Here is a 26,406-nt window from a genome sequence, read left to right as displayed (position 1 = left end):
AATGCTGAACCCGGACAAGGCGGTAAATTGTTAAAGAGCTGATACCTTAAACGCGACAACTACGTTGACAGATACCGCTGATCGAACCCGGCGCTTTACGTTCCTCTCGCGTCAGTTCTTCCAAATTAAAAAGGCCCGTCACCTTGCGGTAACGGGCCTTTTTAATTTGGTGGAGATGGCGGGAGTCGAACCCGCGTCCGTCAGCACTCCGCCAGAGGCTCTACATGCTTAGATCCATCTATTGATTTAGCCGCATACAGCCCGATGGGCAGGACGTAATTGGCGAACCTGTAAAAGTTTTAACCGATCCCCGACAGGCACGGTTCACGGCGATCCAGTTCTGTATGACAGCCATCAGCGCGGTACTGGCACCTTACTGAAGGCCGCTAAGGGGCGAACCCTTAGTAGTGCTTTACGGGCTGCTTACGCAGCCAGTTGGGCACCGTAGTTGTCGTCGTTGGCAACTAATAAAATGCAGCTTTTGATTTACGTGATTCGCTACCATCACGGCATGCACCCATGGTTTTGTTACCGGCGTCGAATCCAAGTCATCCCCGAATTTCGGGGGAACTCTGATTAAGTCCGCGATGCCTCAGGCTTTCAGAGCGGCTCACAATCAAGGCGTGGCTTCGCAGGAATGTCTAGACATTTCAAGAAGTCACAACGCAGAGTGTGAATCGCTCTGAAAGCCCCGGAGGGCGCGACCTGAAGACAGCATCTGCTGCGTTGCAGCTCTTGTAAAGGGCTAGCCATTCACTGCGAGCTGCGCCTTACAGTTGCAGCCTTCAGGTCACGCTGAGGCATTGCGGACTTATTCAGAGTTCCCCTAGTGCCAAAGCACGTTTGCGTATCGATCATTATACCTGAAGCCGGATTGTCACAATAGACGTGACTCAAAAAAGTTTGACTGTCGGTTCAGGCCTTTTCGAACAGGGCGATGGACTCCACGTGAGTAGTGTGGGGGAACATGTCCATTACACCCGCTTTGCTTAGACGGTAACCGGCCTGCAGAAGTTCCCCGGCGTCCCGGGCCAGGGTGGCGGGGTTGCAGGAGATGTAGAGGATGGCTTTGGCGTTGAAGTGGCGGATGTTGCGTACTACTTCCAGGGCGCCACTGCGCGGTGGGTCCAGCAGGATGCGGTCGAAGCCGCCGCGCGCCCAGGGGCTGCGGGTAAAGTCCGCGTTGAGGTCGGCGGCCTGGAACTGGATGTTGGTCAGTCCGTTCGCCTCGGCGTTCTCGCGGCCGCGCTGGGTGAGTGATAACAAACCCTCTACGGCAACCACTTCCTTGGCGCGAGTGGCCAGGGGCAGAGTGAAATTGCCGAGCCCGCAGAACAGATCCAGCACCCGGTCCTCCGGTTGCACGTCGAGCAGGTCGAGGGCGTGGGAAACCATCTGCCGGTTGATGTCGAAGTTGACCTGGATAAAGTCCTGGGGATGAAAATCCAGTTTCAGGTCGAATGCGGGCAGTCCGTAACTCAGGCGATCGGGACCGGATTCCGGCCAGACCTTGCGGGTGCTGTCGTCGCCCGCTTCCCCCTGCAGGTACAGGTGAAGATCGTGGAATTCGGCGAATGCGCGCCAGTGAGCCAGGTCGCTTGTAGAAAGCGGTTGCAGGTGCCGGATCACCAGGGCGGTATGGCCATCACCAACTGCGATTTCGATATGGGAAATTGCCCGGCGACCTTCGCATTGCAGAACGGTTTCCTTTAATCCCGGGATCAGTGCCGAGGCGGACGTCGGCAGTACCAGGCACAGGTCAATCTCGGTGAGGTCGTTGGAGCCCTTTTCCCGGAACCCGAGCACCAGCTGGGGCTTGCCTCCGCTCTTGGGTTTTACAAAACGCACGCCCAGGCGCGCCTTGTGGCGATAACCCAGGGTTGCGCCACTCAGGGGCGGAATGACCTGGTCCGGAACGGCCTTGGCAAAGCGCTGTAGCTGCTCTAGGAGTACCTGCTGTTTAGCCTGGATCTGTGCCTCGGGAGCCATCTGTTGTAGTGCACAGCCGCCGCATACCTTGGCGTGGGGGCAGGGCGGCGACAGGCGCTGGGGCGAAGGCTCGAGGATTTCTACCGCCACGGCCTCATCAAATTTGGCGCGCTGCGCGGTAAAGCGTGCGCGTACCTTCTCCCCCGGTAGTGCGTTATCCACAAACACGGTTTTGCCCTGGTGACGGGCGATACCGCGCACCTCGTGGCTGAAGCACTCTATTTGCAGTTCCGGAGTGCCCTGTACGGGTTTCGGTTTCGCCGGGCGTTTGTTGCCGTTGGCGGGACGATTGCGGACGAACGAGGGTGATTTTCTGGCTGGCATGGAAGACTATGGGGAAACTAGGGGAGGTTGGAGGGAGAGAAGACCGGGCTGTTTTGTGGCAGCCCGGCCGGTACATCAAGGTCTCTTTAAGACGGTAGTTTAGAACAAGTGGTTACAGTACGGTCTGCGCAAAAGCGGCGAGGATCAGCAGTGGGCAGACAATGCGCACGTACCAGGGCCAGATCTTCCAGAACAGGGTCTTCTCGATACCCGGGTGGCCTTCCTGCAGTTCCGCCAGCAGCTGGTCGCGGCGCCAGATCCAGCCTGCAAAGACACACAGGGCCACGCCCAACAGCGGCTGACCGTATTCGGTGCTGATGGAAATCACCAGGCTAAACAGCGCGTTAAAATTGAAAATGATCAGGCTGCTGATGGCGAAAATAACCGCGCCCATCATCAGGGTGGCGGGCTTGCGTTTGAGCCCAAGGTTTTCAATGGAAAATGCCACCGGTACTTCCAGCATGGAAATGGAAGAGGTGAGGGAGGCAATTGTCATCAGGGCAAAGAAGGCGATGGCCACAAACAGGCCACTGGTGCCCATGGTATCGAATAGAGCCGGCAGTACCTGCAGAATCAGGCCTGGGCCGGCGATCAGGTCGCCCGCCTCGGAAAAGATCTGGGTGCCGGCCTCCTGAGCCACGTACATGGCCGGCAGAATCAACAGGCCGGCGGTGAACGCGATGCCCACATCGATCAGGGTCACCAGCGCCCCCAGGCGCGGCAGGCTTTCCTGTTTGCTGAGATAGGAGCCGTAAATCAGCATGGTGCCCACGCCCAGAGAAAGCGAGAAAAACGCCTGCCCCATGGCGGACAGCAGCAGTTGCGGCGACAGCTTGCTGAAGTCCGGAATCAGGTAGGCTTCCAGGCCCTGCATGGCGCCGGGCTGGGTGAGCACGTAGACGATCAGCAGCAGTAACAGGATGATCAGTGCCGGCATCAGCAGGGTGGACCAGCGCTCGATCCCCTTTTCCACACCACTGGCGATAATCAGCATGGTGAGACCGCTGAAGATGGCGGTGAAGGTGAAGTTGCGGGTGGCGCTGTCGCCGGTGAGCCAGTTTGCGGTGTCGCTGGCGCCCACCAGAGTGGCGAATGGGTCGGCCAGATGCGCCACCATCCAGCCGGCGACAATGGCGTAAAAACTGAGGATCAGGGAGGCAACCGCGATACCACCGAAGCCCGCCAGGGTGCCGACGCCGCGGCTTACCGGGCCGGTGGAGATCCCGCGCAGTGCTTTCACCATATTGCTGCGGGCGTGGCGGCCGATGGCGAGTTCTGCCATCAGTACCGGATAGGCCAGCATAAACGCCAGCAGCAGGTAGACCACTACAAAGGCGGCGCCGCCATTGGCGGCCACATTGGTGGGAAACCCCCAGATATTGCCCAGGCCGACGGCGGAGCCGGCAGCGGCCATCAGAAAGCCGAAATTGGAACTGAACTGTCCTCGCGGTGCACTCATTGGTGAATCTCGTCGTTATTCTTCTGTTTTTAGTTTCTGTAGGAGCCTGCCTGTCGACGAATTTGGGCTCATCGCAAGCCGCCGTCCATGGAGCTCAGTCCGGCCCGGCCATTCATGGCCGGTCGCCAATCCGATCAGCGAACGACGCTCGCTATTCGATCTGATTGGCCCTGCAGGGCAGGCGAATACATTAGCGGTGTTCGGTGCGCATCACTCGCTGCTTCTGGCGGTTCCAGTCCCGTTCTTTCAGGGTGTCGCGCTTGTCGTGGGAGGCTTTACCCTTGGCCAGCGCGATCTCGCATTTAATCAGGTGTTTTTTCCAGTAGATGGCGGTACACACGCAGGCGTAGCCCTTCTGGTTCACTGCGGCGACCAGTTTGGCAATCTCGCGCTTATTCAGCAGCAGGCGTCGGGTGCGATCCGGCTCGGTGACAAAATGGGTGGAGGCGCTGGGCAGCGGCTGGATCCGCGCTCCCAGTAGCCACGCCTGGCCGTCTTTGAACAGCACATAACTGTCGGTGAGCTGAGCCTTGCCCTCGCGGCAGGATTTGACTTCCCAGCCCTGCAATTCCATGCCCGCCTCAAACTTTTCCTCGATAAAATAATCGTGCTTGGCCTTCTTGTTGAGGGCGATGGTGTTTGAGGACGGGGCCTTTTTCTTTTTTGCCATGAATACTTCTGTGTGCCTTTCTCAGGCGAATGTCGTGTCTTTTAAAGAATGCTGGAGTCAAAGAACTTCAGTGCAACCGTGTTGATGAAGATCAACAGCAGGATTGCCGGGATAAAGGTCCCGAGGGCGAAGTTTACATATTTCTGCGACAGGGAGCCGGCAAAGCCGCTGTCACCCTCGTGCAGCTCCTGGTCAAAATTGGCCCGCTTCCACTTGTAGATCACGAAGATGCATACCAGCAGGCCGTTCAGGGGCAGGATGGTATCGTAAAACAGGATTTCTACCAGATCGAAGAAGGATTTATCGCTGCCGGCGAGGCTGATGAACTGGGTCAGCCAGTCTGCCATGCCAAACGACATGGCACAGCCTACCGCGAGTACAAACTGTACCGCCGCCACGGTGTAGATGGCTTTTTTGCGACTCATGCCGCGTTCGTCGCGCAGGGTGGCAATGGGCACCTCGATAATGGACACCAGTGAGGTGAGTGCCGCCACAAAGACCAGGAAAAAGAACGCGGCGGCAAACACGCTGGCGCCGGTGTAGCCAATGCTGTCCTGCAGTGAGAGGAAAATCTTCGGCAGGAACAGGAAGATCATCCCGGCAGAGGAATCGCTCAGGGATGCGGTGTCGATCTGTGGGTTGAAGTGGAAGATGCTCGGCAGAATCAGCAGGCCGGCGGTAAACGCGACCATGGTATCGGTGAGGGCTACCGCCTTGGCGGAACCGGGAATAGAGTCCCGCTTCTTCATATATGAGCCGTAGGTGATCATGATGCCCATTCCCAGCGACAGTGAGAAGAATGCCTGAGCCATTGCCTTGCTGATGACTTCGCCGCTGAGCTTCGAGAAATCGGGGATCAGGTAGTATTTCACCCCGATCATGGCGTTTTCCCGGGTCAGTACAAACAGTACCAGTACCAGCAGCATCACAAACAGCAGCGGCATCAGGGTCTTTGCTGCGCGCTCGATACCGTCTTTCACGCCCATGGAGAGTACGCCATTGATGATCAGCATCAGCGCGATGAGATAGAAGAATACAGTTTTGGAATTGATGAAGGCGCCGAAGTAGGCTTCGGTGGTAAGACTGGTCAGATTGCCTTTGAAGATTTCTACCAGATAGCCCAGGACCCATACGGTGACCACCATATAGAATACGGCGATCATAAACGGGGTTATGAGTGCCAGCCAGCCGGGAATATGCCAGAGTCTGGACCCGCCGGAGAGCTGTCGGTAGGCGCCTACCGGATCTTTATCGGTTTTGCGGCCAAGTGCCAGCTCCGCCATCATCACCGGCAGGCAGATCAGAAAGACGAACAGGGCATATACCAGCAGAAAAGCGCCGCCCCCGCTTTTGGTTGCGGCTACCGGGAAGGCCACCAGGTTGCCAATGCCTACCGCAGAGCCTGCGGCGGCCAGGATAAATCCAATGCGGGATCCAAAATGTTCTCGAGCTGCAGACATGGGTTTCTCGCTTGCCTTTTATTCTTGTCGTCTGAATGATTGCGGCCCTGGCCGCCGGTTGTGGAGGTGGTGACCGAACTATCTAACAGTTTCGGGCCCGGAACACCCGGGCGGATAAAAACCGATTGTTGCAGGATTTATCCGCCTTGAGTAGCGTCGTGAGCGAAAATTGCCCCGTGCCACACAGGATAGGCAAGAATTCCGCCTCCGTGGGGCAATCCATAAGTGATGAATAAAATTTAATCGATGACGAAAATTGAGCGCAGCGCGCTGGTGATGTTCAGTGCGGAACAGATGTTTGACCTGGTCAATGATGTGGCCAGTTACCCGCAGTTTTTACCCGGTTGCCGGGGGGCGGAAGTGCTGCACCGGGACGAGGAAACCCTGGAGGCGCGGCTGGATCTTTCCCGGGCGGGAATCAGCCAGAGCTTTACCACGCGCAACCGGTTACAGCGGCCGGAAAGGATGGAGTTGGTGCTGGTGGACGGTCCCTTCAGCAGTTTCAATGGCTGCTGGACGTTTACGCCCCTGGCCGAGAATGCCTGCAAGGTGGCTTTTACCTTGTCGTTCAGCGTGGAAAACCGCCTGTTGGGTGCCGCGGTCGGCAAGCTGTTTAGCGGAATTGCCAACCAGATGGTGGATGCCATGTGCGAGCGGGCGAAGCAGGTCTATGAACAGAACGGATTGGATGGAGGGAACGGATGAGCAAACAGAAAACCATCGCGGTAGAGGTGGTTTATGCGCTGCCCCATGAGCAGCGGCTGATGAGTCTGCTGGTAGAGCCGGGCACAACGGCGCTGCAGGCCCTGGAGCTCTCAGGCATACCACGGGAATACCCGGAAGTGGATCCGGCAACTGCGAAACTCGGGATATTTGGCCAGGCGCTCGGTACCAAGGGGCTGGCAGTGGCGTCGGAATATGTGCTGCAGCCGGGGGATCGGGTGGAGGTATACCGGCCGCTGATTGCTGACCCCAAGGAGGCGCGCAAGCAGCGGGCGGCTAAGGCGAAGCGTCAGGCGGAAGGCGGCTGACAGCGCCTTCGCGACGTAAAAATCAGGGCCAGTTAGACGGCTGCCAGTCGCCGCTGGTCTCGATCAATTGGTCGCCATTGAAGTAAACGGTGAAACGCTGTTGGGTTTCTTCCCCTTTGGGGCTGCGCACACGGTTGATGTAATCCCAGCGGTTGGGGTTGAAGGTGTCTTCAACCAGCGGGGTGCCCAGCACAAAGCGCACTTGGCGGCGGGTCATACCTGGCTGCAGCTTGTCGACCATTTCCTGGGTAATGATATTGCCCTGCTGAACCTGAATGCGGTGCACCCCGGGGAATTTGAACAGGCTGCAACCGGTAACCAGGCTAACCAGCCCGGCGATCAGCAGAATACGTACAACTGATGGCATTGAATGCTCCATCTGGATTTTTATGGTTCCGTCGTGCCCCCATGATCGCGGGGATCTGGTGGGGAGCAGGTGGCCCGGGCGTCCAGCGCCCAGCCTCAACACAGAATAGTCGCCATTTGGGGGAATAAGTTCCCCGAGGAGCGGAAGATTCCTCACCGGGAGTGCCCGCGGCACATTGGCGATTTCGGCAGTTGGGGTTTCGCTGCCCACACTGGGCGTGGATAATACCCGAACTATTCGCCTGCCAACAGGCGAAACACCGATAGAGAAAACACATCCGGAATCTGAATACCCATGTCGAACGAAAATCAGGAACTGCGTAAGGCTGGCCTCAAGGTCACCCTGCCGCGCGTAAAAATTCTGCAGCTGCTTGAGGGCGCCAGCGAACAGCATCTCAGCGCTGAGGATGTGTACAAAATGCTGCTGGAAGCCGGTGAGGATGTTGGCCTGGCGACTGTTTACCGGGTTCTGACCCAGTTTGAGAGCGCCGGCCTGGTTATGCGTCATAACTTCGATGGCGGTCACTCGGTATTCGAGCTGGACCGCGGCGACCACCACGACCATATGGTATGCACCGATTCCGGCAAGGTGATCGAGTTTCACAATGAGCAGATCGAAGAGCTGCAGCACCAGATCGCTGAAGAGCACGGCTACGAGCTGACCGGCCACAGCCTGGTCCTGTACGTGAAGAAGAAAGAGAGCTGATCAGGCTCAGTTGATTCTTTGCGGCACTAAAAAAGGGAGCAGATCGCTCCCTTTTTTAATACCTGTTCTGTAATGCCCGCGAGCACCCGCTCGCTACACCGGGGGGGTGTAGTCTCCGGGATATTTACCCACTTTGGTCCCATAGAACTCGCCAAAGCGTGCCAGCTCCCGGGCCAGGTTTTCCCCCATCTCCATGACCGGTCCCAGTCCGGCCTCCTTGCGTGCGAAATCGATAAAGCCACACACCACGGGCACCGCGGCGCCGCGGGCGATATGGTAGAAGCCGGTTTTCCAGCGCTCGGCTTTGCCGCGGGTGCCCTCCGGCGGCACCGCGATCACCAGTTGGTCGCGCGCCTTATACTGGTTGATGGTGGCCTCCACCAGATTGTTGGCTTTGCTGCGATCCACCGCAATACCGCCAAACCAGCGCATGACGCCACCCAGAGGAAACGGAAATAGCTTGTCTTTGCCCATCCACTGTGGATTTACCTTCAGCTTCAGCGCCGCAAGGATAAAGAAGTAGCCGTCCCAGTTGGAAGTGTGGGGAGCGGCCAGCATCACGTATTTTTTCAGTTTCAGTGCGCGCTCGTCAGCGACGACCTTCCAGCCGTGCAGCCGGAGCAGCAGGCGCGCCAGTAGCCGCAGACAGGGGGTGAGAATAGGGGTGTTGAATATGGTGGTTTGCATGCTGAGACCGAGTTCTTTGCCCGTCAGTGTAGTTGTATCCCCGGTGGGGCTTGGTTGCGGGCCGGGCAGTATAAAGTGAATCTGCCGCCACTTTCGGTCAATTTCGGTCCCGCAGCCGGGTTAGTTGTGACCGGCCAGACGGATTGCTGGCTGATGGCCTACTAATGCGGTGCGGGTTCTGTTGTGCGGATCAGGCCCGCGCCAGCATCTCTTCGGCGTGAGCGAGGGACTGTGCGGTGGCTTCACCGCCCAGCATACGTGCCACTTCCGCGCTGCGTTCGCCATTCTTCAGTTCCCGCAGGGCGACGAACGCGGCTTCTCCATCGCTGTGTTTCTCCACCAGATACTGCCGGTGTGCGCGGGCGGCCACCTGTGCCAGGTGGGTAACACAAATCACCTGGCCCCGTTCTCCCAGTTGGCGCAACAACTTGCCCACTACATCGCCGGTGGCACCACCGATGCCTACGTCTACCTCGTCGAACACCAGGGTAGGGGTGCGGGAGGTCTGTGCAGTAACCACTTGAATCGCCAGGCTGACCCGGGACAGCTCGCCGCCGGAGGCGATCTTGCCCAGCGCCCGCGGCGGTTGGCCGGGGTTGGTGGCGATCAGGATTTCCACTTCTTCCAGGCCGGTAGCGCTGGGCTTCTCCAGTGCGGTGAGTGCCAGTTCTACCCGCGCGTGGGGCATGGCCAGATCCGCCAGCTGGCTGTTTACCGCATCCGCCAGCTTTTTCGCAGCGGCGGTGCGCAGTTTGCTGAGCTTGCCGGCGGCCTTGCGGAAATCCTGCTCCAGGCGCTCGCACTCCCCAGCGAGTTTGTCGAGGGCGTCCGGCGCGCCGATTTCTTCCAGCTCCTGCTGCCACTGCTGTTGCAGTTCCGGCAGCTGATCCGGCTGGACGCGGTGTTTACGGGCGATGGAATAGATCGCGGACAGACGTTCTTCCACTTCTGCCAGTCGTTCCGGGTCCATTTCAAAGCGATCGATATGCCGCGACAGGGTGCTGCCGGCCTCGTCGATCTGGATACGCGCGCTGTCGAGCATCTGCGCCACTTCCGCCAGTGCCGGGCTCTGTTCCGGCATGGCACTGACCAGTTGCAGGGCGCGGTGGAGCTGTTCGGCGATATCGCCTTCGCCGCCGTTCAGCAGGGCGGCCAACTGGTAGCTGCCGTTCAGAATGTCACCGGCGTTGGCCAGCTGGCGCTGCTCGCTCTCCAGCTCTTCCAGCTCGTGCGGTTTCAGGTCCAGTTGTTCCAGCTCCTGCAGCTGATATTCCAGCAGGTCCCGGCGGGCCTGGGTTTCCTCGGCGCTGTCGGCCAGCTTGCGGTAGCGACGGTACTGGTCCTGCCAGGTTTTGTAGTGAATGCGCACTTCGGCGCTCTGCGCCTCGGCGTGGGCGTATTCGTCCAGCAGGCGGCGATGAGTGTCTTTCTTCAGTAGTGACTGGTGCTCGTGCTGGCTGTGGATATCGATCAGCTGTTCACCGAGAGTGCGCAGCTGCATCAGGGTCACCGGCTGGCCATTGATATAGGCGCGGGAGCGACCGTCGGCACTGATGGTGCGGCGCAGGATCACTTCGCGCCCGGCGTCCATTTCCTGCTCTTCCAGCCAGCTGCGGGCATCCTCATATGCGCTGATATCGAAAGTGGCGTGGATGTCTGCCCGTTTGGCGCCGGCTCGGACCAGCTCACCGTTGCCGCGGTCCCCCAGGGCGAGGCCAAGGGCATCGAGGGTGATGGACTTGCCCGCGCCGGTCTCCCCAGTGAGGGTGCTGGTGCCCGGACCAAACTCCAGCTCCAGCTGGTCGACGAGGGTGAACTGACTGATAGACAGATGCAGCAACATGGAAATGTGATCGCCGTTGGTAGATTGGATAAGTAGTGGTTGTTTATACAGTATTTATCGAGGGGGTTTCAATCTCCCCGCGGGCTAATTGAGAGGTAATCAACTTAGTCACGGGGCGGGTGCCACATTATCCTCCCAGCATCACTCGGTATGGGACGATCACTTGAAGTGGCTGCTGATGCCCCCATATAGCCACCTCACCGGTGGCGGTGTCGCTGACGGTGTATATCCATTTTGACCAATTGGCAGTAGTCCGACGGACACAGACGGAGAAAGCAGTGGCCAAAGAGCGCAGCGAAGAAGAACAGATCGAGACTGGCGATCAGGTGGAGCAGGCCGCCGAGGTGGAAACCCCGAGCGCTGAAGAGCAGCAAGCCGCAGAAGAAGCGCTGGCGGAAGAACTGGCCGGTGACACCGGTGAAGAAAGTGCACTGGAGGAAGAAATCGCCTCCCTGCAACAACAGCTGGCGGACCATAAAGACATGGTGCTGCGCGCCCAGGCGGAGGTACAGAACGCCCGCCGTCGCGCCCAGCAGGATGTGGAAAAGGCCCACAAGTTCGGCGTGGAAAAGTTGATCAAGGAGCTGCTGCCGGTTGTGGATAACCTGGAGCGCGCACTCTCCTCTATCAATAGCGATGATGAGGCGCAAAAGGCGGTTGCGGAAGGCATTGAGCTGACCCAAAAGTCTTTTATCGACACCCTGACCAAGTCCGGCGTGGAAGTGATCGACCCGGCGGGTGAGCCCTTCGACCCCGAGCTGCACCAGGCCATGACCCAGGTGCCCAACCCGGATGTGGAGCCAAACACTGTTCTGGACTGCTTCCAGAAAGGCTACCGCCTGAACGGCCGCCTGGTGCGTCCGGCCATGGTGGTTGTCAGCAAAGCGCCATAAGGCCTTTCGCTTTTTCACCAGAAACCCTGCGGCGGCGCCCTTGAAATGTGAACGGCGGCACCAATATAAGCAGGCAACCGAATTAAACCGCGCAGCACCCGGCCACACAGAACAGAGCAGCGGCGCGCGCAGCAAAGTGAGGAATTAGAACATGGGTAAAATCATCGGCATCGACCTGGGTACCACCAACAGCTGTGTGGCGGTACTCGACGGCGACAAGGCCCGCGTTATCGAGAACGCGGAAGGCGACCGCACCACCCCATCCATCGTTGCGTTCACCGACGACAACGAAGTGCTGGTTGGCCAGTCCGCCAAGCGCCAGTCCGTCACCAACCCCAATAATACCCTGTACGCCGTCAAGCGTCTGATCGGTCGCAAGTTCAAAGACGACGTTGTGCAGAAAGACATCAAAATGGTGCCTTACTCCATCGTTGAAGCCGAGAACGGCGACGCCTGGGTAGAAGTGAAGGGCGACAAGAAAGCACCGCCGCAGATCTCTGCCGAAGTGCTGAAGAAAATGAAGAAAACCGCGGAAGACTTCCTCGGTGAGAAAGTAGACGCGGCGGTAATCACCGTACCGGCCTACTTCAACGACTCCCAGCGCCAGGCTACCAAAGACGCCGGCCGCATTGCCGGTCTGGACGTGAAGCGCATCATTAACGAGCCGACTGCGGCTGCGCTGGCCTACGGCATGGACAAAGCCGGCGGTGACCGCACCATCGCGGTTTACGACCTGGGTGGTGGTACCTTCGATATCTCCATCATTGAAATCGCCGACGTCGATGGCGAGAAGCAGTTTGAAGTACTGTCCACCAATGGTGACACCTTCCTCGGTGGTGAAGACTTCGACCTGCGCCTGATCGACTACCTGGCAGAGCAGTTCAAGAAAGAGCAGGGCATCGACCTGAAAGGCGACCCACTGGCCATGCAGCGCCTGAAAGAAGCCGCTGAAAAAGCCAAGATCGAGCTGTCGTCCAGCCAGCAGACCGAAGTGAACCTGCCGTACATCACCGCAGATGCCACCGGTCCCAAGCACCTGGTTGTAAAACTGACCCGCGCCAAGCTGGAAAGCCTGGTAGAAGACCTGGTTACCCGTTCCCTGGAGCCGGTAAAAACTGCCCTGGCCGACGCCGACCTGTCTGCCTCTGGCATCGATGAAGTGATCCTGGTGGGCGGTCAGACCCGCATGCCGCTGGTACAGTCCAAGGTCACCGAATTCTTCGGCAAAGAGCCGCGCAAAGACGTGAACCCGGATGAAGCCGTTGCCGTTGGTGCAGCGATTCAGGGCGCGGTGCTGGGCGGTGACGTGAAAGACGTACTGCTGCTGGACGTAACTCCGCTGACCCTGGGTATCGAAACCATGGGTGGCGTGGCGACTCCGCTGATCGACAAGAACACCACCATCCCGACCAAAAAGTCCCAGGTGTTCTCCACCGCTGACGACAACCAGACTGCCGTGACCATTCATGTGGTGCAGGGTGAGCGCAAGCAGGCGGCGCAGAACAAGTCCCTGGGTCGTTTCGACCTGGCCGATATCCCGCCGGCACCGCGCGGCATGCCGCAGATCGAAGTGACCTTCGACATCGATGCCAACGGCATCCTGCACGTGCACGCCAAAGACAAGGCCACCGGCAAAGAACAGTCCATCGTGATCAAGGCCTCTTCCGGCCTGTCCGATGAGGAGATCGAAAAAATGGTGCAGGACGCCGAGGCCAACGCCGAAGCGGACAAGCAGTTCGAGGAGCTGGTGACCACCCGCAACACTCTCGACGGCCTGATCTCTGCCACCAAGAAAACTCTGGAAGAAGCCGGTGACAAGGCGACTGCGGAAGAAAAGGCGGCCATCGACGCTGCGCTTGCAGAAGCCGAGGAAGCGGTGAAAGGCAACGACAAGGCGGCCATGGAAGCGGCTACCACCAAGCTGACCGAAGCCTCCGGCCCGGTTGCCCAGAAGATGTACGCAGAGCAGGCGCAAGCCGGCGAAGCCGCCGCAGAACAGGCCGAGCAGGCTCAGTCTTCTGGCGGTGATGATGCAGTGGACGCTGAGTTCGAAGAAGTCAAAGACGACAAGAAAGAAGACAAGTAACTCTTCACGAGTCAACGACTTGTCCTAACCCGCGCGGAGCTGGCTCCGGGCGGGTTGTAAAAAAGGCGCGGGGGCTAGCTTGAGCTTTCGCGCCTTCTGCAGTTTTAAGAAGAACACACAGAGCTATGTCCAAACGCGATTACTACGAAGTCCTTGGCGTCAGCAAAGGCGCGGACGAAAAGGAGCTGAAAAAAGCTTACCGCCGGGTGGCGATGAAATATCACCCGGACCGCAACCCCGACGACAAAGAGGCGGAAAACAAATTCAAAGAGGCCAACGAGGCCTACGAAGTGCTTTCCGATCCGCAAAAGAAAGCGGCCTACGATCAGTTCGGCCATGCCGGCGTTGACGGCCAGGCGGGCGGCGCCGGTGCCGGCGGCTTCGGTGGCTTCTCCGATATCTTCGGCGACGTGTTTGGCGATATCTTTGGTGGTGGTGCCGGTGGCGGCCGCCGCGGACCGGCGCGCGGTTCCGACCTGCGCTACGACCTGGACCTGGATCTGGAAGACGCGGTGCGCGGAACCACCGTCAAGATCAAGGTGCCGACCCTGGCCAACTGTGGCACCTGTCATGGCTCCGGTGCCAAGGCCGGTTCCAAACCCCAGACCTGCGGCACCTGTGGTGGTGCCGGTCAGGTGCGTATGCAGCAGGGCTTTTTCTCTGTCCAGCAGACCTGCCCCAACTGTCGCGGACGCGGTACCGTAATCACCGATCCCTGTGGCAGCTGTCACGGTCGCGGTCGCGTGGAAGAAACCAAAACCCTGTCGGTCAAGGTGCCGCCGGGTGTGGATACCGGTGATCGCATCCGCCTTGCCGGCGAAGGTGAAGCCGGTCCCGATGGCGGCCCGGCCGGTGACCTGTATGTGCAGGTCATGGTGCGCGAGCACGAGCTGTTCCAGCGCGATGGCAAAAACCTGTATTGCGAAGTACCCATCAGCTTTGCCACCGCTGCCCTCGGTGGCGAGATGGAAGTGCCGACCCTGGATGGCAAGGTCAAACTGAAGATTCCGGCAGAGAGCCAGACCGGCAAACTGTTCCGCCTGCGCGGCAAGGGTGTCACCCCGGTGCGCGGCGGCGCGCCGGGCGACCTGCTATGCCGTGTGGTAGTGGAAACGCCGGTGAACCTGTCTGCCAAGCAGAAAGAGCTGCTGGAAGAGTTTGCTGATACCCTGAGTGAAAAGAAAAATTCACCCCGCCAGACTGGCTGGTTTGAAGGGGTTAAGAATTTCTTTGGGGATATGAAGCTGTAAAGAAAGTTGAAAAACCCGGCGACACTGCCGGGTTTTTTTATGGGGCAACTGTGCGCTGCGGCTTTATTTCGCAATGCCGGGAAGGAAACCTTTCCAGTACTTCATCATGTAATCGTCACGGGCTGCGGCAATGAAATCGCAAGCTCTACGCGTACTTTGGGCGTCTTGACGTTGATCCGGTTGTCCGTTCCGTCAGTCCGCCGGGAATCTTCCTCTATCGAAATGATTTCATTGTTTGGTTCTACCTGGTGAACTTTTCTCTCTGCTGAATTTATTCCGCTGTGTTTCCATGGGATTCAGATTACCTCTTCCTTCTGTATCAGCCTGTTGCTACAGCCAGCTGTGAATGAGTGTGATGAGAAAGCCTTCTTGAGTATTCGAATGTAAATGGTTATCATTCAATGTAATTGTTTCGAGGCTGCATCCAGGCTGTTGTTGTCGGATGCAGTTTGCTGTTTGGTTTACTAGTCTGGATCACTGGCAGATAGCGGTAAGTCCTTTGCCACAATCAATAAAGTTAAAGTGTAACGCAGGGAATTGAGTCCCACTCCTGCAATAAAAAGTCCGACCGGGGAAAGCACTTCGTTAGCAGGACGTACCTGCATTTTAAATACTAAGCCCTCAATACTGGATTTGCGAAATAGTCGGCGCTGGAGGTTGTGGCTTGATTGTTTTCGATACCGAGCATTTTCTGGTGTTATTTCGACAGTTCTAAACCTCAGTGCGCGACGCGTTAAGTTATTGATACCCCTGATATAGTCTAAGGACAATCCAATGCACACCACGTTGAATTTTTTTTCGCGCTCATTGTTGAGTGTCGCCATCTTTGCTTCTGTTATCGGAGTTGTTAGCGCACAAGCTGCTGATGGCGATAAGAAGCAGGTAGAGCTGGAAGAGGTTCAGGTTACCGGTAATGTGTTGGGCAATTCGCTGTCGGAAGAGGTGCTGACTTATCCCGGTAATCGCAGTCTGCTGACTGCGGAGCAGCTGCAGAAAATGGCCACCCTGTCCATTGATGATGGCCTGCAGCGGGTGCCGGGTGTCAAGATCCAGGATGAAAGCGGCACCGGTGTTTTACCCAATGTAGCCGTGCGCGGCCTCAACGCCAGTCGCTCCGGTTATACCCAATTTCTGGTTGATGGGATTCCACTGACACTGGCTCCCTATGGCCACACCGGTCAATCACTGTTTCCCGCTGCCCTGAAAAGCCTCGATCGTATTGATATTGTGCGCGGTGGTGCGGCGGTGCAATACGGTCCCAATAACGTCGGTGGTGTAATCAACCTGGTTACCAAGCCGATTCCGCAGCAGTGGGAAACCAGTTTGCAGGAGAAGCTCACCATTTTTTCTGGTGGCAATATGCTGACCGATACCTATGCCCGTACCGGTGGTGCGCTAAACGACCAGTTTGCCATTCAGCTCGAAGGTAATCTGATCGCTGGTGATTCCTTTCGCGATCATTCGGATACCAGTGTCGAGAACTGGCTGGTAAAAAGTCGCTGGAATATCGATGCTGGCAAGCAATTGGATCTGACACTGCAGCGCTACGACGCCGATACCGAAATGCCGGGTGCATTGACTGCGGAGGCTTATGCCAAAAATCGGGAGCAGTCGCTGCGGCCCAACGATGAATTCCAGGGGGATACCACCCGCTTTAGCGCGCACTACAAGCAGCAGCTGGGTGAGCTGGGCTTCGCCGATGCGGGCACCTTTGAGTGGATGACGTTTGCGCACAACTCAACGCGTAATTTTCAGTGGGATTTCAGCACCGATCCCAGTGCCAATCACTGGGCGGACCCGGCAGCGCCCGCTACCCTGCTGCGCAGTTCACCCCGCGAGTTTGAAGTATGGGGCACTGAGCCGCGGGTGAGCCTCCAGTTCGCTGGCGATGTTTCACATACCCTGACTTTCGGTTCGCGCCTGGTCAAAGAAGAGGTAGATTACAAGCTGGTCCAGACAGTGATCGATACCGGGGTTACCGCGACTCCGCGGGACTGGTTGCTGGAAACCAGTGCGATTGCCGCCTTTGTCAGTGACGAGATTCGCCTGCTGGGTAAGCGCCTGAGCGTTACACCGGGGCTGCGCTACGAAAACGTCGACATGGATTTCACCGATGTGGGTAATGACTCTGCCACGGATAACCGCATCACGGAGCTACTGCCGGGTATCAGTGTGGGCTTTGAGGCCAGCGACAAGCTCTTCCTCTACGCCAATACCCAGCGCTCTTTGCGCGCGCCACAAATCGCCGTCATCCGCGGCACTGGCGACGAGGGGGCGGAGCTGGCGTGGAATTATGAGGCGGGAATACGATTCGAGCCGGCGGAAAGTGCGAGTGTGAGTGCCTCACTCTATCGTATCGATTTTACCGATCAGCTGCTCTACAACAGCAGCGAGCAGAGCTTCGACAATGTGGGTGAGACTCGTCACCAGGGCTTGGAGCTTGAAGGTGCGATTTCCCCCAGTAGCCTGCCGGCATTGCAGTTGCATGTGGCCTACAACTATCTCGATAGTGAGCAGCGCGAGGGCGCCAATATCGGCAAGGAATTGCCCTACGCTTCTGAACATCAACTGAGCTGGGATGCGAGCTACGCCATGGCCGGTATCGACCTCACTCTGTCTGGTTTCTATTTCAGCAGTGCCTACAGTGATCAGGCCAACACGGAAGAGGAGTCGGCCTCGGGTATTACCGGAAAGCTTCCGGCCTACACTGTGTGGAATTTGCAGGTGAGCAAGGTGTTTACCCAGGGGAATGGCTCGGAATTGTATACCGGTCTCTCGGTGAACAATCTATTGAACGATGAGTATTACTTCCGAGGTATTGATGTCAGTCCTTCCGGTCGTTACCCGGCGCCGGCGCGTTCACTCAGTGCCGAGATCAAGTACCTTTTCTGATCGCCCCGCATTTTTCGGTGCCCCTCTCGTCCGCATTTGGCGGTGAGGGGGCGTTCCACATCAGCGCTAATCAATTCTCCGCCAACTGGCTTCTGAAGTCTTCATGATACTCCCGTTGAACGGCCTTGAGTTCTTTAAGCTGTTGTTCGTTGAGTACAGTAATTGCCTCGACTCTGGTGGCCGCGCGGATTGCAATCAGCTTGGCATCCAGCTCTTCTTTTTGCTCCCGGGTGAGTTCTGGTATCTCTTTTCCAGGCTCGATTCCATATTCTTTAAGCACCGCCATCTTCAGTTCGAAGTTTTTTTCCATGAGTGGCAGTAACTTATCCTCCTGTTCGGGCGTTAGTTTCAAGCGGATGGTCATCCAGTCAGCGATGTCATCGTACTTTTCCCAGAAGTCGTCCATCGAGCCCAGCTTTTCGTCGGACGCGTGGCTTGGAAAGGACAGGATACTGGAGAGGAGGATCGCCAGGATGGCGGCGGACAGGTTGGACCAGAGAGAGTTTTGCGAGTCACTAAACATCGGAGGCGCTCCATTCATTCGGGCTACTCAAAGTCTAGTGGAGGAATCTTGTGTCACAAGGTGAACTCTCGAGTCATTTGTCTGGTAGGTTTGCTGGGGTGTTGGTACATCGGGGCCGTGTAGGGTGGGCTCGCATTTTGGTAGGGTGTGCTGGAAAACCGGGGTAGAATCCGCCGCTTTCGCCCGCGGGACCAGACAGGGTCGATTGGGTGACCGATAAACCTCGGTAAAGCAGGAGAGTCAGGGAGTTATGTCAGTAAACATTGCGATTACAGGGTTTGGTGGCCGTATGGGCCGGGTACTGGCGGAAGCGGTGTCCTATGCAGAGCAGGAAGGCAAGGCCCGGCTGAGCGGTGCCATTGTGCGCCCGGGGTCGAGTCTGGGCGGGGCGGATGCCGGGGAAGTGGCGGGGCTCGGCCGCAATGGTCTGGCCATTGTGGACAGCCTGGAAAAAGCCGAGTTCGATGTGCTGATCGACTTCACCTCGCCGCAGGCCACTCTCGCCAATGCGGCCTACTGTGCCGAGCACGGCAAGGCTATCGTGATTGGCACCACCGGGTTTACCGCGGAGGAGCGCGCGCAGATGCTGAGCGCCGGGGATAAAACCCCGCTGTGTTTCGCGACCAATTTTTCAACCGGTGTGAATCTGTGCTTTAACTTACTGGAAACCGCAGCGCGGGTGCTGGGCGATGACGTGGATATTGAAATCGTCGAGGCCCACCACCGCCACAAAGTGGATGCTCCGTCTGGTACCGCGCTCAGTATGGGCGAAGTGATCGCCGATACTCTGGGGCGGGACCTTGCCAAGGTTGCGGTATATGGCCGCGAGGGCCAGACCGGTGCCCGCGAGCGGGAAACCATCGGTTTTGCCACTGTGCGCGGGGGCGATGTGGTGGGGGAGCACACGGTGTCTTTTCTCGCTGACGGCGAACGTATCGAAATTACCCATAAGGCCAGCAGCCGCCTGGCATTTGCCCGCGGTGCCGTGCGCGCCGCGGCCTGGTTAACCGGCCGCGCTGCCGGCCAATACGATATGCGCGATGTACTGGGGTTGAAATAACGCGACGTCCGGTTGCGTCACTACACGCTTTTAAGGAGCGACACTTGGATAAAAAGATCATTGTCGGCAGTGAGGAGTGGTGTGCCTTTCCGAGTCTGGGAATTCCCGCGATCAAGGCTCGGGTGGACTCCGGAGCCAAGACCTCCTGTTTGCACGCCTACAACATCCAGCAATTCAATCGGGGCGGTGAGCCGTGGGTGAGCTTTGAAGCACACCCGCTGCAGAACCTGCGTCGCCCGCGAGTACGCTGCGAAGCGCGCGTGCTGGACCGCAGAACCATACGCAGCTCTTCCGGAGACGCCGAGAAGCGCCTGGTTATCAAAACCAGTATCAGCATTGGCGGCAGTGTATGGGACATCGAGCTGACCCTGACCAATCGCGATTCCATGGGTTACCGCATGCTGCTTGGTCGTGAGGCAATGATGGGGCGGATGCTGGTGGACCCCTCGGAGAGCTTTTGCCTGGGCGAGATCCCTCCCAGTCAGATTGAAGAGTATTACCACGATGAGCACCATATAGCGGGTACCGGCCTGCGTATCGGTGTTCTGGCGTCGAACCCGGATCTGTACAGTAATCAGCGGATTATGGAAGCCGGCGCCGAGCGCGGCCACCGCATGACCTTCCTGAATATTCGCCAGTGTTACATGAAGTTGGATTCCGCTGAGCCAGAAGTGCACTACCGGGACGGCCGGATTCTCAACAATCTGGATGCGGTCATCCCGCGTATTCGCCCGAGCCAGACGTTTTACGGCTGCGCCCTGACCCGTCACTTTGAAAGTATCGGTGTTTACGCGCTAAACGGTTCTCAGGCCATCAGTCAGTCCCGGGACAAGCTCTATTCCCTGCAATTGCTGCAGGAAGGCGGTTTGAATATTCCGATTTCCGGTTTCGCCAACTCACCGATGGACACCAATGAGCTGATTGAAATGGTCGGCGGCGCACCGCTGATCGTAAAGCTGCTCGAAGGCACCCAGGGGCGCGGTGTGGTGCTGGCGGAGACCCGCAAGGCGGCAGAGTCGGTGATCAATGCGTTCAAGTCGCTGAAAGTAAACTTGCTGGTGCAGGAGTTTATTCGCGAGGCCCAGGGCAAGGATCTGCGGCTGTTTGTGGTGGATGGCAAGGTATTCGCCGCCATCCAGCGGGAAGCGGCACCGGGCGAGTTTCGTGCCAATATTCACCAGGGCGGTACCGCGTCGGTAGTAAAGATTCTGCCGGAAGAGCGCAAACTGGCTATCAAGGCGGCAAAAACCCTGGGCCTGAAAGTGGCCGGTGTGGATATCATCCGTTCCAAGAAGGGGCCTCTGCTGCTGGAGGTGAACTCCTCACCGGGCCTTGAGGGGATCGAGAGCGCTACTCGCAAAGATGTGGCGGGCTCCATGATCATGGCGATCGAAAAGGCGTTGAAGTGGCGCCCGACGATTCCTGTTGGGGACGTAGAAGACTGAGTGACTGCCCCGGCGCCGGCGGTGTACGTTTTCTGGCGCCCGGCTTGCGCTCCGCCCGTGGTGGGGGAGGCTGGTCGAGACTAGTCTTTGGGGAGCCTCACCGCTAATTTACCGGTGGGGCCATCATTCGCGCCGGTGACCCCAGAGATGTATAGCCTCAGTCAATTAATTTCCCCTAAGACGTCGGCATGTTGTCGTGTGCTGTGCTGCGGTCTTTTACTCAGCGCGCTGGCCATCAGTCCCGCCCGCGCGGATTACCTCTCCGATACAGATCTTGGCCGTAAGGTCATGGTTGACTATATCGTCCATTTTGCCCACCACTTCCAGTGGCCCATCGAGGTGTTCAGTGGTTCCGCCGCCCCTTTCCGGATCTGCGTGATGGGGGATGATGCCCTGATGTCTCCACTGGCGGTGCGCTTTCACCGCCATCGTATCCAGGGGCGTATGGTCGCCCTGGAAACCGTAAACGATGGTGAGAACATGCGCGCGCGCAGCTGCCAGATTGTGGTGATGGGTGATGAGCTGGGTAAAGAGCCGATGGCCAAGACTATCGGTGCTCTGGAGTTCTTTCCGGTGCTGACTGTGAGTGATGTCAGTCGCTTTACCCTGTTGGGGGGCATGGTGGAGTTCTCCGGCAGTGGTGCCAACATGTCGCTGCAGCTGAACAAAACCCGCCTGGATCGCGCCGAGCTGAAAATGGGCACCAGCCTGTTTCGACTCACGCGCACCGCGAACTAACGAGCATTTTCCATTCCTCGAACAGGCGTGTCGGAGATCTCAAGCTGGCGCAAATTTGTACTGGCGATCTGCGCCGTTTTCCCGTAGAATCTGCGCCCGGCTTGGAAAGGTCCCACCGTAGTTTCCCGCGCCATATGGCGTCCCCGCTGTCCGATCAGGAACGGGGAGGCAGGCAGCAAGGGCCCGTGGCTTTCCAGCCTCGAATTGCGCCGGTGCCGGCGGATTTTTCCGCCAATTCAACCGTAATACTGGTTGCCGGCCACATCGTGAGAGCCCAGGTAAATGCCTCAGTGAGCGCCCGAGAAGAACTTTATAAAAAAGCGAGATGAAGCTGAAGTTTCATCTCGCTTTTTTATAAAGGGCGCAGAGTAAAAAGTTGCAGCTGTAACTTCACTGAACGTGCACCCTCTCACCCTGCCCGGAAGCTGTTCTGACGACTGGAGATTGAATTGAACAACGCCGTTCCCACGCCGGAATCCCTGATGCCCAGCACCACCCCGGCACTGCTGGTGCTCGCCGATGGCAGTGTCTTTCGCGGTCGCGCTATCGGCGCGGAAGGCTCAACCGTTGGTGAGGTGGTTTTCAACACCTCCATGACCGGTTACCAGGAAATCCTGACAGACCCGTCTTACGCCCGCCAGATCGTTACCTTGACTTATCCCCATATCGGCAACACCGGCACCAACTCGGAAGATGAAGAGTGCGGTGAGATCTGGTCTGCCGGTCTGGTGATCCGCGATCTGCCGCTGCTGGCTTCCAGCTTTCGCAGTGAGCAGTCTCTGGAAGACTATCTGAAGGCGCGCAATATCGTCGGCATCGCCGATATCGATACCCGCCGCCTGACCCGCATCCTGCGGGACAAGGGCGCCCAGAGCGGTTGCATCATTGCCGGCGAAGGCATCGACGAAGCAGAAGCACTGAAAAAGGCCCAGGAATTTGCCGGCCTCAAAGGGATGGATCTGGCGAAGGTCGTCTCCACCAAGGAGAAGTACGACTTCAACGAAGGCACTTGGGAATTGGGGCAGGGGCATAAGCCGGCACCGGCGGCGCAGCCCTACAAAGTCGTGGCCTACGACTTCGGCGTTAAGCGCAACATCCTGCGCATGCTGGTAGATCGCGGCTGCAGCATCACTGTGGTACCGGCGGAAACCCCGGCATCTGAAGTGCTGGCAATGAACCCGGACGGTGTCTTCCTGTCCAACGGCCCCGGCGACCCCGAGCCCTGCGACTATGCCATCAAGGCGATCCGGGAAGTCCTTGACGCCGGTCTGCCCACTTACGGCATCTGCCTGGGCCACCAGCTGTTGGGCCTGGCGGTAGGCGCCAAGACCGCAAAAATGAAATTCGGCCACCACGGCGGCAACCACCCGGTACAGGACCTGAACTCCACCAAGGTGATGATCACTGCGCAGAACCACGGTTTTGCGGTGGATATGGACTCCCTGCCGGAGAATGTGGAAGTTACCCACAAATCCCTGTTCGATGGCACCCTGCAAGGCATCCGCCTGAAGGACAAGCCGGCGTTCAGCTTCCAGGGTCACCCGGAAGCGAGCCCGGGCCCACACGATGTGGCGCCGCTGTTCGACCAGTTTATCGAGATGATGGAAGCGCGCCGCTAAGCCGCCTCTACTGAAACGAAGACCAGAATTTTATCCACCGGCCGCGGCCGGCTAGATACGGAAGAAAGATGCCAAAACGCACAGACATTAAAAGCATTCTGATCATCGGCGCGGGCCCCATCGTCATCGGTCAGGCCTGTGAATTTGACTACTCCGGCGCTCAGGCCTGTAAGGCCCTACGGGAAGAGGGGTTCCGGGTGATCCTGGTGAACTCCAACCCGGCCACCATCATGACCGACCCGGCCATGGCGGACGCCACTTACATCGAACCGGTGGAGTGGAAGACCGTTGCCAAGATCATCGAGAAAGAGCGTCCCGACGCGATCCTGCCCACCATGGGCGGCCAGACCGCACTGAACTGTGCGCTGGCGCTGGACAAGCACGGCGTGCTGAAGGAATTCGGTTGTGAGCTGATCGGTGCGGACAAAAACGCCATCGAAAAAGCGGAAGACCGCGACCTGTTCGACAAGGCGATGAAGGCCATCGGCCTGGAAACCCCGCGGGCCAAGATCGTTCACTCCATGGAGGAAGCGAAAAAGGTACCGGAAGAGTTCGGCTTCCCGGTGATTATTCGCCCGTCTTTCACCATGGGTGGTTCCGGCGGCGGTGTGGCTTACAACTGGCCAGAATTTGAAGAGATCTGCAAACGCGGTCTCGATCTGTCTCCCACCAATGAGCTTCTGATCGACGAATCCCTGCTCGGCTGGAAAGAGTACGAGATGGAAGTTGTGCGTGACAAAAACGACAACTGCATCATCGTCTGTGCCATCGAGAACTTCGATCCCATGGGGGTCCACACCGGTGACTCCATCACCGTAGCCCCGGCACAAACCCTCACCGACAAGGAATACCAGCTGATGCGGAACGCATCCATCGCGGTATTGCGTGAGATTGGTGTGGAAACCGGCGGTTCTAACGTGCAGTTCGGTATGGATCCGAAGACCGGCCGCATGGTGGTGATCGAGATGAACCCGCGGGTATCCCGCTCCTCCGCACTGGCCTCCAAGGCCACCGGCTTCCCGATCGCCAAAGTCGCGGCCAAGCTGGCGGTGGGTTACACCCTGGACGAACTGCAGAACGACATCACCGGCGGTGCCACGCCGGCGTCTTTCGAGCCGTCCATCGACTACGTTGTGACCAAAATTCCGCGCTTCACCTTCGAGAAGTTCGGTGAAGCGGACGCGCGACTGACCACCCAGATGAAATCCGTGGGTGAAGTCATGGCCATCGGCCGCAACTTTCAAGAGTCCATGCAGAAAGCCCTGCGCGGTCTGGAAGTGGGCTCCTTCGGTTTCGAGCCGAAGATCGACGCCGCAGAAGTGGGCTCCATGGAGCGCCTGCGTCGCGAACTGTCCGTTCCGGGCGCCGAGCGTATCTGGTACGTGGGCGATGCCTTCCGTGTAGGCATGAGCATTGACGAAGTCTACGAACTTTCCGGTATCGACCCCTGGTTCCTGGTACAGATCAAGGAACTGATGGATATCGAAGAGCCGCTGAAGACCATGCCGACTTCGGCGCTGAATGCCGAGACCATGCGCTTCCTGAAGCGCAAGGGCTTCTCCGACAAGCGCCTTGCGGACCTGCTGGGGGTGAGCCAGAAAACCGTGCGGGAATTCCGCCATAAAATGGGTGTCTTCCCCGCCTATAAGCGAGTGGACACCTGTGCTGCCGAGTTCGCCACCAGCACCGCCTACATGTACTCCACCTACGATGAGGAGTGTGAAGCGGAGCCCACGGACAAGAAAAAAATCATGGTACTCGGCGGCGGTCCAAACCGTATTGGCCAGGGTATCGAGTTTGACTACTGCTGTGTGCACGCGGCACTGGCCATGCGTGAAGACGGTTACGAGACCATCATGGTCAACTGTAACCCGGAGACCGTTTCCACCGACTACGACACTTCCGACCGCCTCTACTTCGAGCCGGTAACCCTGGAAGACGTGCTGGAAATCGTGCGCAAGGAAAAACCGGTGGGCGTGATCGTACAGTTCGGTGGCCAGACCCCGCTGAACCTGGCGCGCTACCTGGCCAACGAAGGTGTGCCGATTATCGGTACTACGCCGGAGCAGATCGACCGCGCGGAAGACCGTGAGCGCTTCCAGCAGATGATCATGCGCCTCGGCCTCAAGCAGCCACAGAACGCCATCGTGCGCTCCGAGTTTGAAGCCATCCAGCGCGCGAAAGAAGTGGGTTACCCACTGGTGGTGCGCCCATCCTACGTATTGGGCGGCCGCGCCATGGAGATCGTCTACAAGGAGGACGAACTCAAGACCTACATGAAGGAAGCGGTGGAAGTCTCCGAGGACGCACCTGTGCTGCTGGATCACTTCCTGCACTCCGCCATCGAGGTGGACATTGATGCGGTGTCCGACGGCCAGGACGTGGTGATCGGCGCGATCATGCAGCACATCGAACAGTGTGGCGTGCATTCCGGTGACTCCGCCTGCTCCCTGCCGCCCTACAGTCTGCCGGCGGACGTGCAGGACAAGATGCGCGAGCAGGTCAAAGCCATGGCCCGCGAACTGGGTGTGGTTGGCCTGATGAACACCCAGCTGGCCTATCAGGACGGCGAGATCTATGTGATCGAAGTGAACCCACGCGCGTCCCGTACCGTACCTTTCGTGTCCAAGTGCATCGGTACTTCACTGGCCAAGATCGCCGCTCGCTGTCAGGCCGGTATCAGCCTGAAAGAGCAGGGCTTTACCACGGAAATCGTACCGGACTACTACTCCGTGAAAGAGTCGGTGTTCCCGTTCAACAAGTTCCCGAAAGTCGACCCGATTCTCGGCCCGGAAATGAAGTCCACCGGTGAAGTCATGGGCGTGGGCGAAACCTTCGCTGAAGCCTTCGACAAAGGTCTGATCGGCGCCGGCGATGCCCTGCCGGAGTCCGGCAAGGTGTTCATCTCCGTGCGCGATGTGGACAAGCCTGGTGTAGTAGACGTGGCCCGCGAGCTGGCCGGCCTCGGATTCGAGCTGGTGGCTACCCGCGGAACCGCCAAGGTCTTGCAAGAAGCGGATATTCCCGTTAAAACGGTGAACAAGATGAGCGAGGGGCGCCCGCATATCGTCGACATGATCAAAAACGACGAAATCGCCCTGGTGGTCAACACCACCGAAGGCCGTCAGGCCATTCGCGATTCCGCAGATATCCGCCGCAGTGCGGAAAACCACCAGGTTTGCTACACCACCACCCTGGCGGCGGCACGTGCCATGGCCATGGCCATGCAGATTGCCGAGCCGCACAAGGTGCGCAGCCTGCAAGAGCTGCACCAGCGTGTAGTGCGTCTGCAGGGCTGATCAGCGAGCCAATCTGCACCGCTTGCCGGAGTGGTGCACCGGAAGAGCTCCGCCGTTTGGCGGAGC

20 protein-coding genes, 1 other RNA gene and 1 pseudogene are annotated in these 26,406 nt (G+C 58.2%); 13 read left to right on the top strand and 9 right to left on the bottom strand.

The features are described from left to right. Positions 1-167: 167 nt before the first annotated feature. The 5 genes from ssrA to AAFH99_RS15930 all read right to left on the bottom strand — a co-directional run bounded on the left by ssrA (position 168) and on the right by AAFH99_RS15930 (position 5,902). Positions 168-556, bottom strand: a transfer-messenger RNA (tmRNA) gene (ssrA, locus tag AAFH99_RS15950). A 359-nt stretch (positions 557-915) separates the two neighbouring features. Next, positions 916-2,313 carry a 23S rRNA (uracil(1939)-C(5))-methyltransferase RlmD gene (gene rlmD, locus AAFH99_RS15945; RefSeq protein WP_406828229.1) on the bottom strand — a complete coding sequence of 466 codons (1,398 nt, stop codon included), beginning with the start codon at positions 2,311-2,313 and terminating at the stop codon, positions 916-918. A 112-nt stretch (positions 2,314-2,425) separates the two neighbouring features. After that, positions 2,426-3,772: a sodium-dependent transporter gene (locus tag AAFH99_RS15940; protein WP_043319130.1), complete on the bottom strand. Its 1,347-nt coding sequence runs from the start codon at positions 3,770-3,772 to the stop codon at positions 2,426-2,428. A 190-nt stretch (positions 3,773-3,962) separates the two neighbouring features. Beyond that, positions 3,963-4,442, bottom strand: a complete 480-nt coding sequence (smpB, locus tag AAFH99_RS15935; protein ID WP_043319128.1) for an SsrA-binding protein SmpB — start codon at positions 4,440-4,442, stop codon at positions 3,963-3,965. A gap of 41 nt (positions 4,443-4,483) precedes the next feature. Then, positions 4,484-5,902: a sodium-dependent transporter gene (locus AAFH99_RS15930; RefSeq protein WP_043319125.1), complete on the bottom strand. Its 1,419-nt coding sequence runs from the start codon at positions 5,900-5,902 to the stop codon at positions 4,484-4,486. A gap of 246 nt (positions 5,903-6,148) precedes the next feature. On the opposite strand from AAFH99_RS15930, the gene AAFH99_RS15925 reads away from it, so the two are divergent. Beyond that, entirely contained in the window at positions 6,149-6,607 is a 459-nt protein-coding gene (locus tag AAFH99_RS15925; protein WP_043319124.1) for a type II toxin-antitoxin system RatA family toxin, read from the top strand. Then, the gene (locus tag AAFH99_RS15920) at positions 6,604-6,933 is read left to right on the top strand and encodes an RnfH family protein (protein WP_043319121.1); all 330 of its coding nucleotides are present in this window, start codon (positions 6,604-6,606) and stop codon (positions 6,931-6,933) included. Before AAFH99_RS15925 ends, AAFH99_RS15920 begins: the two co-directional genes overlap by 4 nt. 22 nt (positions 6,934-6,955) lie before the next feature. On the opposite strand, the gene AAFH99_RS15915 is transcribed toward AAFH99_RS15920, so the two are convergent. Next, a complete protein-coding gene (locus tag AAFH99_RS15915) occupies positions 6,956-7,300 on the bottom strand; it encodes an outer membrane protein assembly factor BamE (RefSeq protein WP_051687150.1) in 345 nt (114 codons plus the stop codon). Between the two features lie 294 nt (positions 7,301-7,594). Between AAFH99_RS15915 and fur the strand changes: the two genes are divergently transcribed. Next, a complete protein-coding gene (fur, locus tag AAFH99_RS15910) occupies positions 7,595-8,005 on the top strand; it encodes a ferric iron uptake transcriptional regulator (protein ID WP_043319117.1) in 411 nt (136 codons plus the stop codon). 93 nt (positions 8,006-8,098) lie between these two features. Here the strand turns inward: fur and AAFH99_RS15905 are convergent, their stop codons facing one another. After that, positions 8,099-8,692, bottom strand: coding sequence for a 1-acyl-sn-glycerol-3-phosphate acyltransferase (locus tag AAFH99_RS15905; RefSeq protein WP_043319114.1), 594 nt, complete (start codon positions 8,690-8,692; stop codon positions 8,099-8,101). Between the two features lie 190 nt (positions 8,693-8,882). After that, positions 8,883-10,535: a DNA repair protein RecN gene (gene recN, locus AAFH99_RS15900; protein ID WP_406828228.1), complete on the bottom strand. Its 1,653-nt coding sequence runs from the start codon at positions 10,533-10,535 to the stop codon at positions 8,883-8,885. Between the two features lie 278 nt (positions 10,536-10,813). Here recN and grpE point away from each other — a divergent pair, with 278 nt between their 5' ends. The 4 genes from grpE (at position 10,814) to AAFH99_RS15880 (ending at position 17,656) form a co-directional block, all read left to right on the top strand. Next, entirely contained in the window at positions 10,814-11,428 is a 615-nt protein-coding gene (gene grpE / locus AAFH99_RS15895; protein WP_043319112.1) for a nucleotide exchange factor GrpE, read from the top strand. A gap of 151 nt (positions 11,429-11,579) precedes the next feature. Then, positions 11,580-13,514, top strand: coding sequence for a molecular chaperone DnaK (dnaK, locus tag AAFH99_RS15890; protein ID WP_043319111.1), 1,935 nt, complete (start codon positions 11,580-11,582; stop codon positions 13,512-13,514). Positions 13,515-13,639: 125 nt separating this feature from the next. Next, the gene (dnaJ, locus tag AAFH99_RS15885; protein WP_406828227.1) at positions 13,640-14,764 is read left to right on the top strand and encodes a molecular chaperone DnaJ; all 1,125 of its coding nucleotides are present in this window, start codon (positions 13,640-13,642) and stop codon (positions 14,762-14,764) included. A gap of 774 nt (positions 14,765-15,538) precedes the next feature. Beyond that, complete coding sequence (locus AAFH99_RS15880; protein WP_406828226.1) at positions 15,539-17,656, top strand: TonB-dependent receptor family protein; 2,118 nt, start codon at positions 15,539-15,541, stop codon at positions 17,654-17,656. Between the two features lie 70 nt (positions 17,657-17,726). Here AAFH99_RS15880 and AAFH99_RS15875 read toward each other — a convergent pair whose 3' ends face one another. Further along, positions 17,727-18,179: a hypothetical protein gene (locus AAFH99_RS15875; RefSeq protein WP_043319097.1), complete on the bottom strand. Its 453-nt coding sequence runs from the start codon at positions 18,177-18,179 to the stop codon at positions 17,727-17,729. Between the two features lie 250 nt (positions 18,180-18,429). Between AAFH99_RS15875 and dapB the strand changes: the two genes are divergently transcribed. From dapB to carB, 6 genes and pseudogenes are all read left to right on the top strand, one after another. Then, positions 18,430-19,239, top strand: a complete 810-nt coding sequence (dapB, locus tag AAFH99_RS15870) for a 4-hydroxy-tetrahydrodipicolinate reductase (protein ID WP_043319095.1) — start codon at positions 18,430-18,432, stop codon at positions 19,237-19,239. Between the two features lie 44 nt (positions 19,240-19,283). After that, a pseudogene (locus AAFH99_RS15865) lies at positions 19,284-19,685 on the top strand (ATP-dependent zinc protease); the annotation flags it as partial. 84 nt (positions 19,686-19,769) lie between these two features. After that, positions 19,770-20,684: a 30S ribosomal protein S6--L-glutamate ligase gene (gene rimK / locus AAFH99_RS15860; RefSeq protein WP_231492013.1), complete on the top strand. Its 915-nt coding sequence runs from the start codon at positions 19,770-19,772 to the stop codon at positions 20,682-20,684. 198 nt (positions 20,685-20,882) lie between these two features. Continuing rightward, positions 20,883-21,422 (top strand): YfiR family protein, encoded by a 540-nt coding sequence (locus AAFH99_RS15855; protein WP_406828225.1) that lies wholly within the window; start codon positions 20,883-20,885, stop codon positions 21,420-21,422. Between the two features lie 482 nt (positions 21,423-21,904). Continuing rightward, on the top strand, positions 21,905-23,041 hold the full coding sequence (carA, locus tag AAFH99_RS15850) for a glutamine-hydrolyzing carbamoyl-phosphate synthase small subunit (protein WP_406829191.1): 1,137 nt from the start codon (positions 21,905-21,907) through the stop codon (positions 23,039-23,041). A 68-nt stretch (positions 23,042-23,109) separates the two neighbouring features. Further along, a complete protein-coding gene (carB, locus tag AAFH99_RS15845; RefSeq protein ID WP_043319089.1) occupies positions 23,110-26,340 on the top strand; it encodes a carbamoyl-phosphate synthase large subunit in 3,231 nt (1,076 codons plus the stop codon). The last annotated feature ends 66 nt before the right edge of the window (positions 26,341-26,406 follow it).

This window comes from Microbulbifer sp. ARAS458-1, from assembly GCF_045348205.1.
Taxonomy (GTDB): domain Bacteria; phylum Pseudomonadota; class Gammaproteobacteria; order Pseudomonadales; family Cellvibrionaceae; genus Microbulbifer.
The sequence above is the reverse complement of the archived record's forward strand: the minus strand, read 5'-3'. Positions and strand labels throughout refer to the sequence as shown.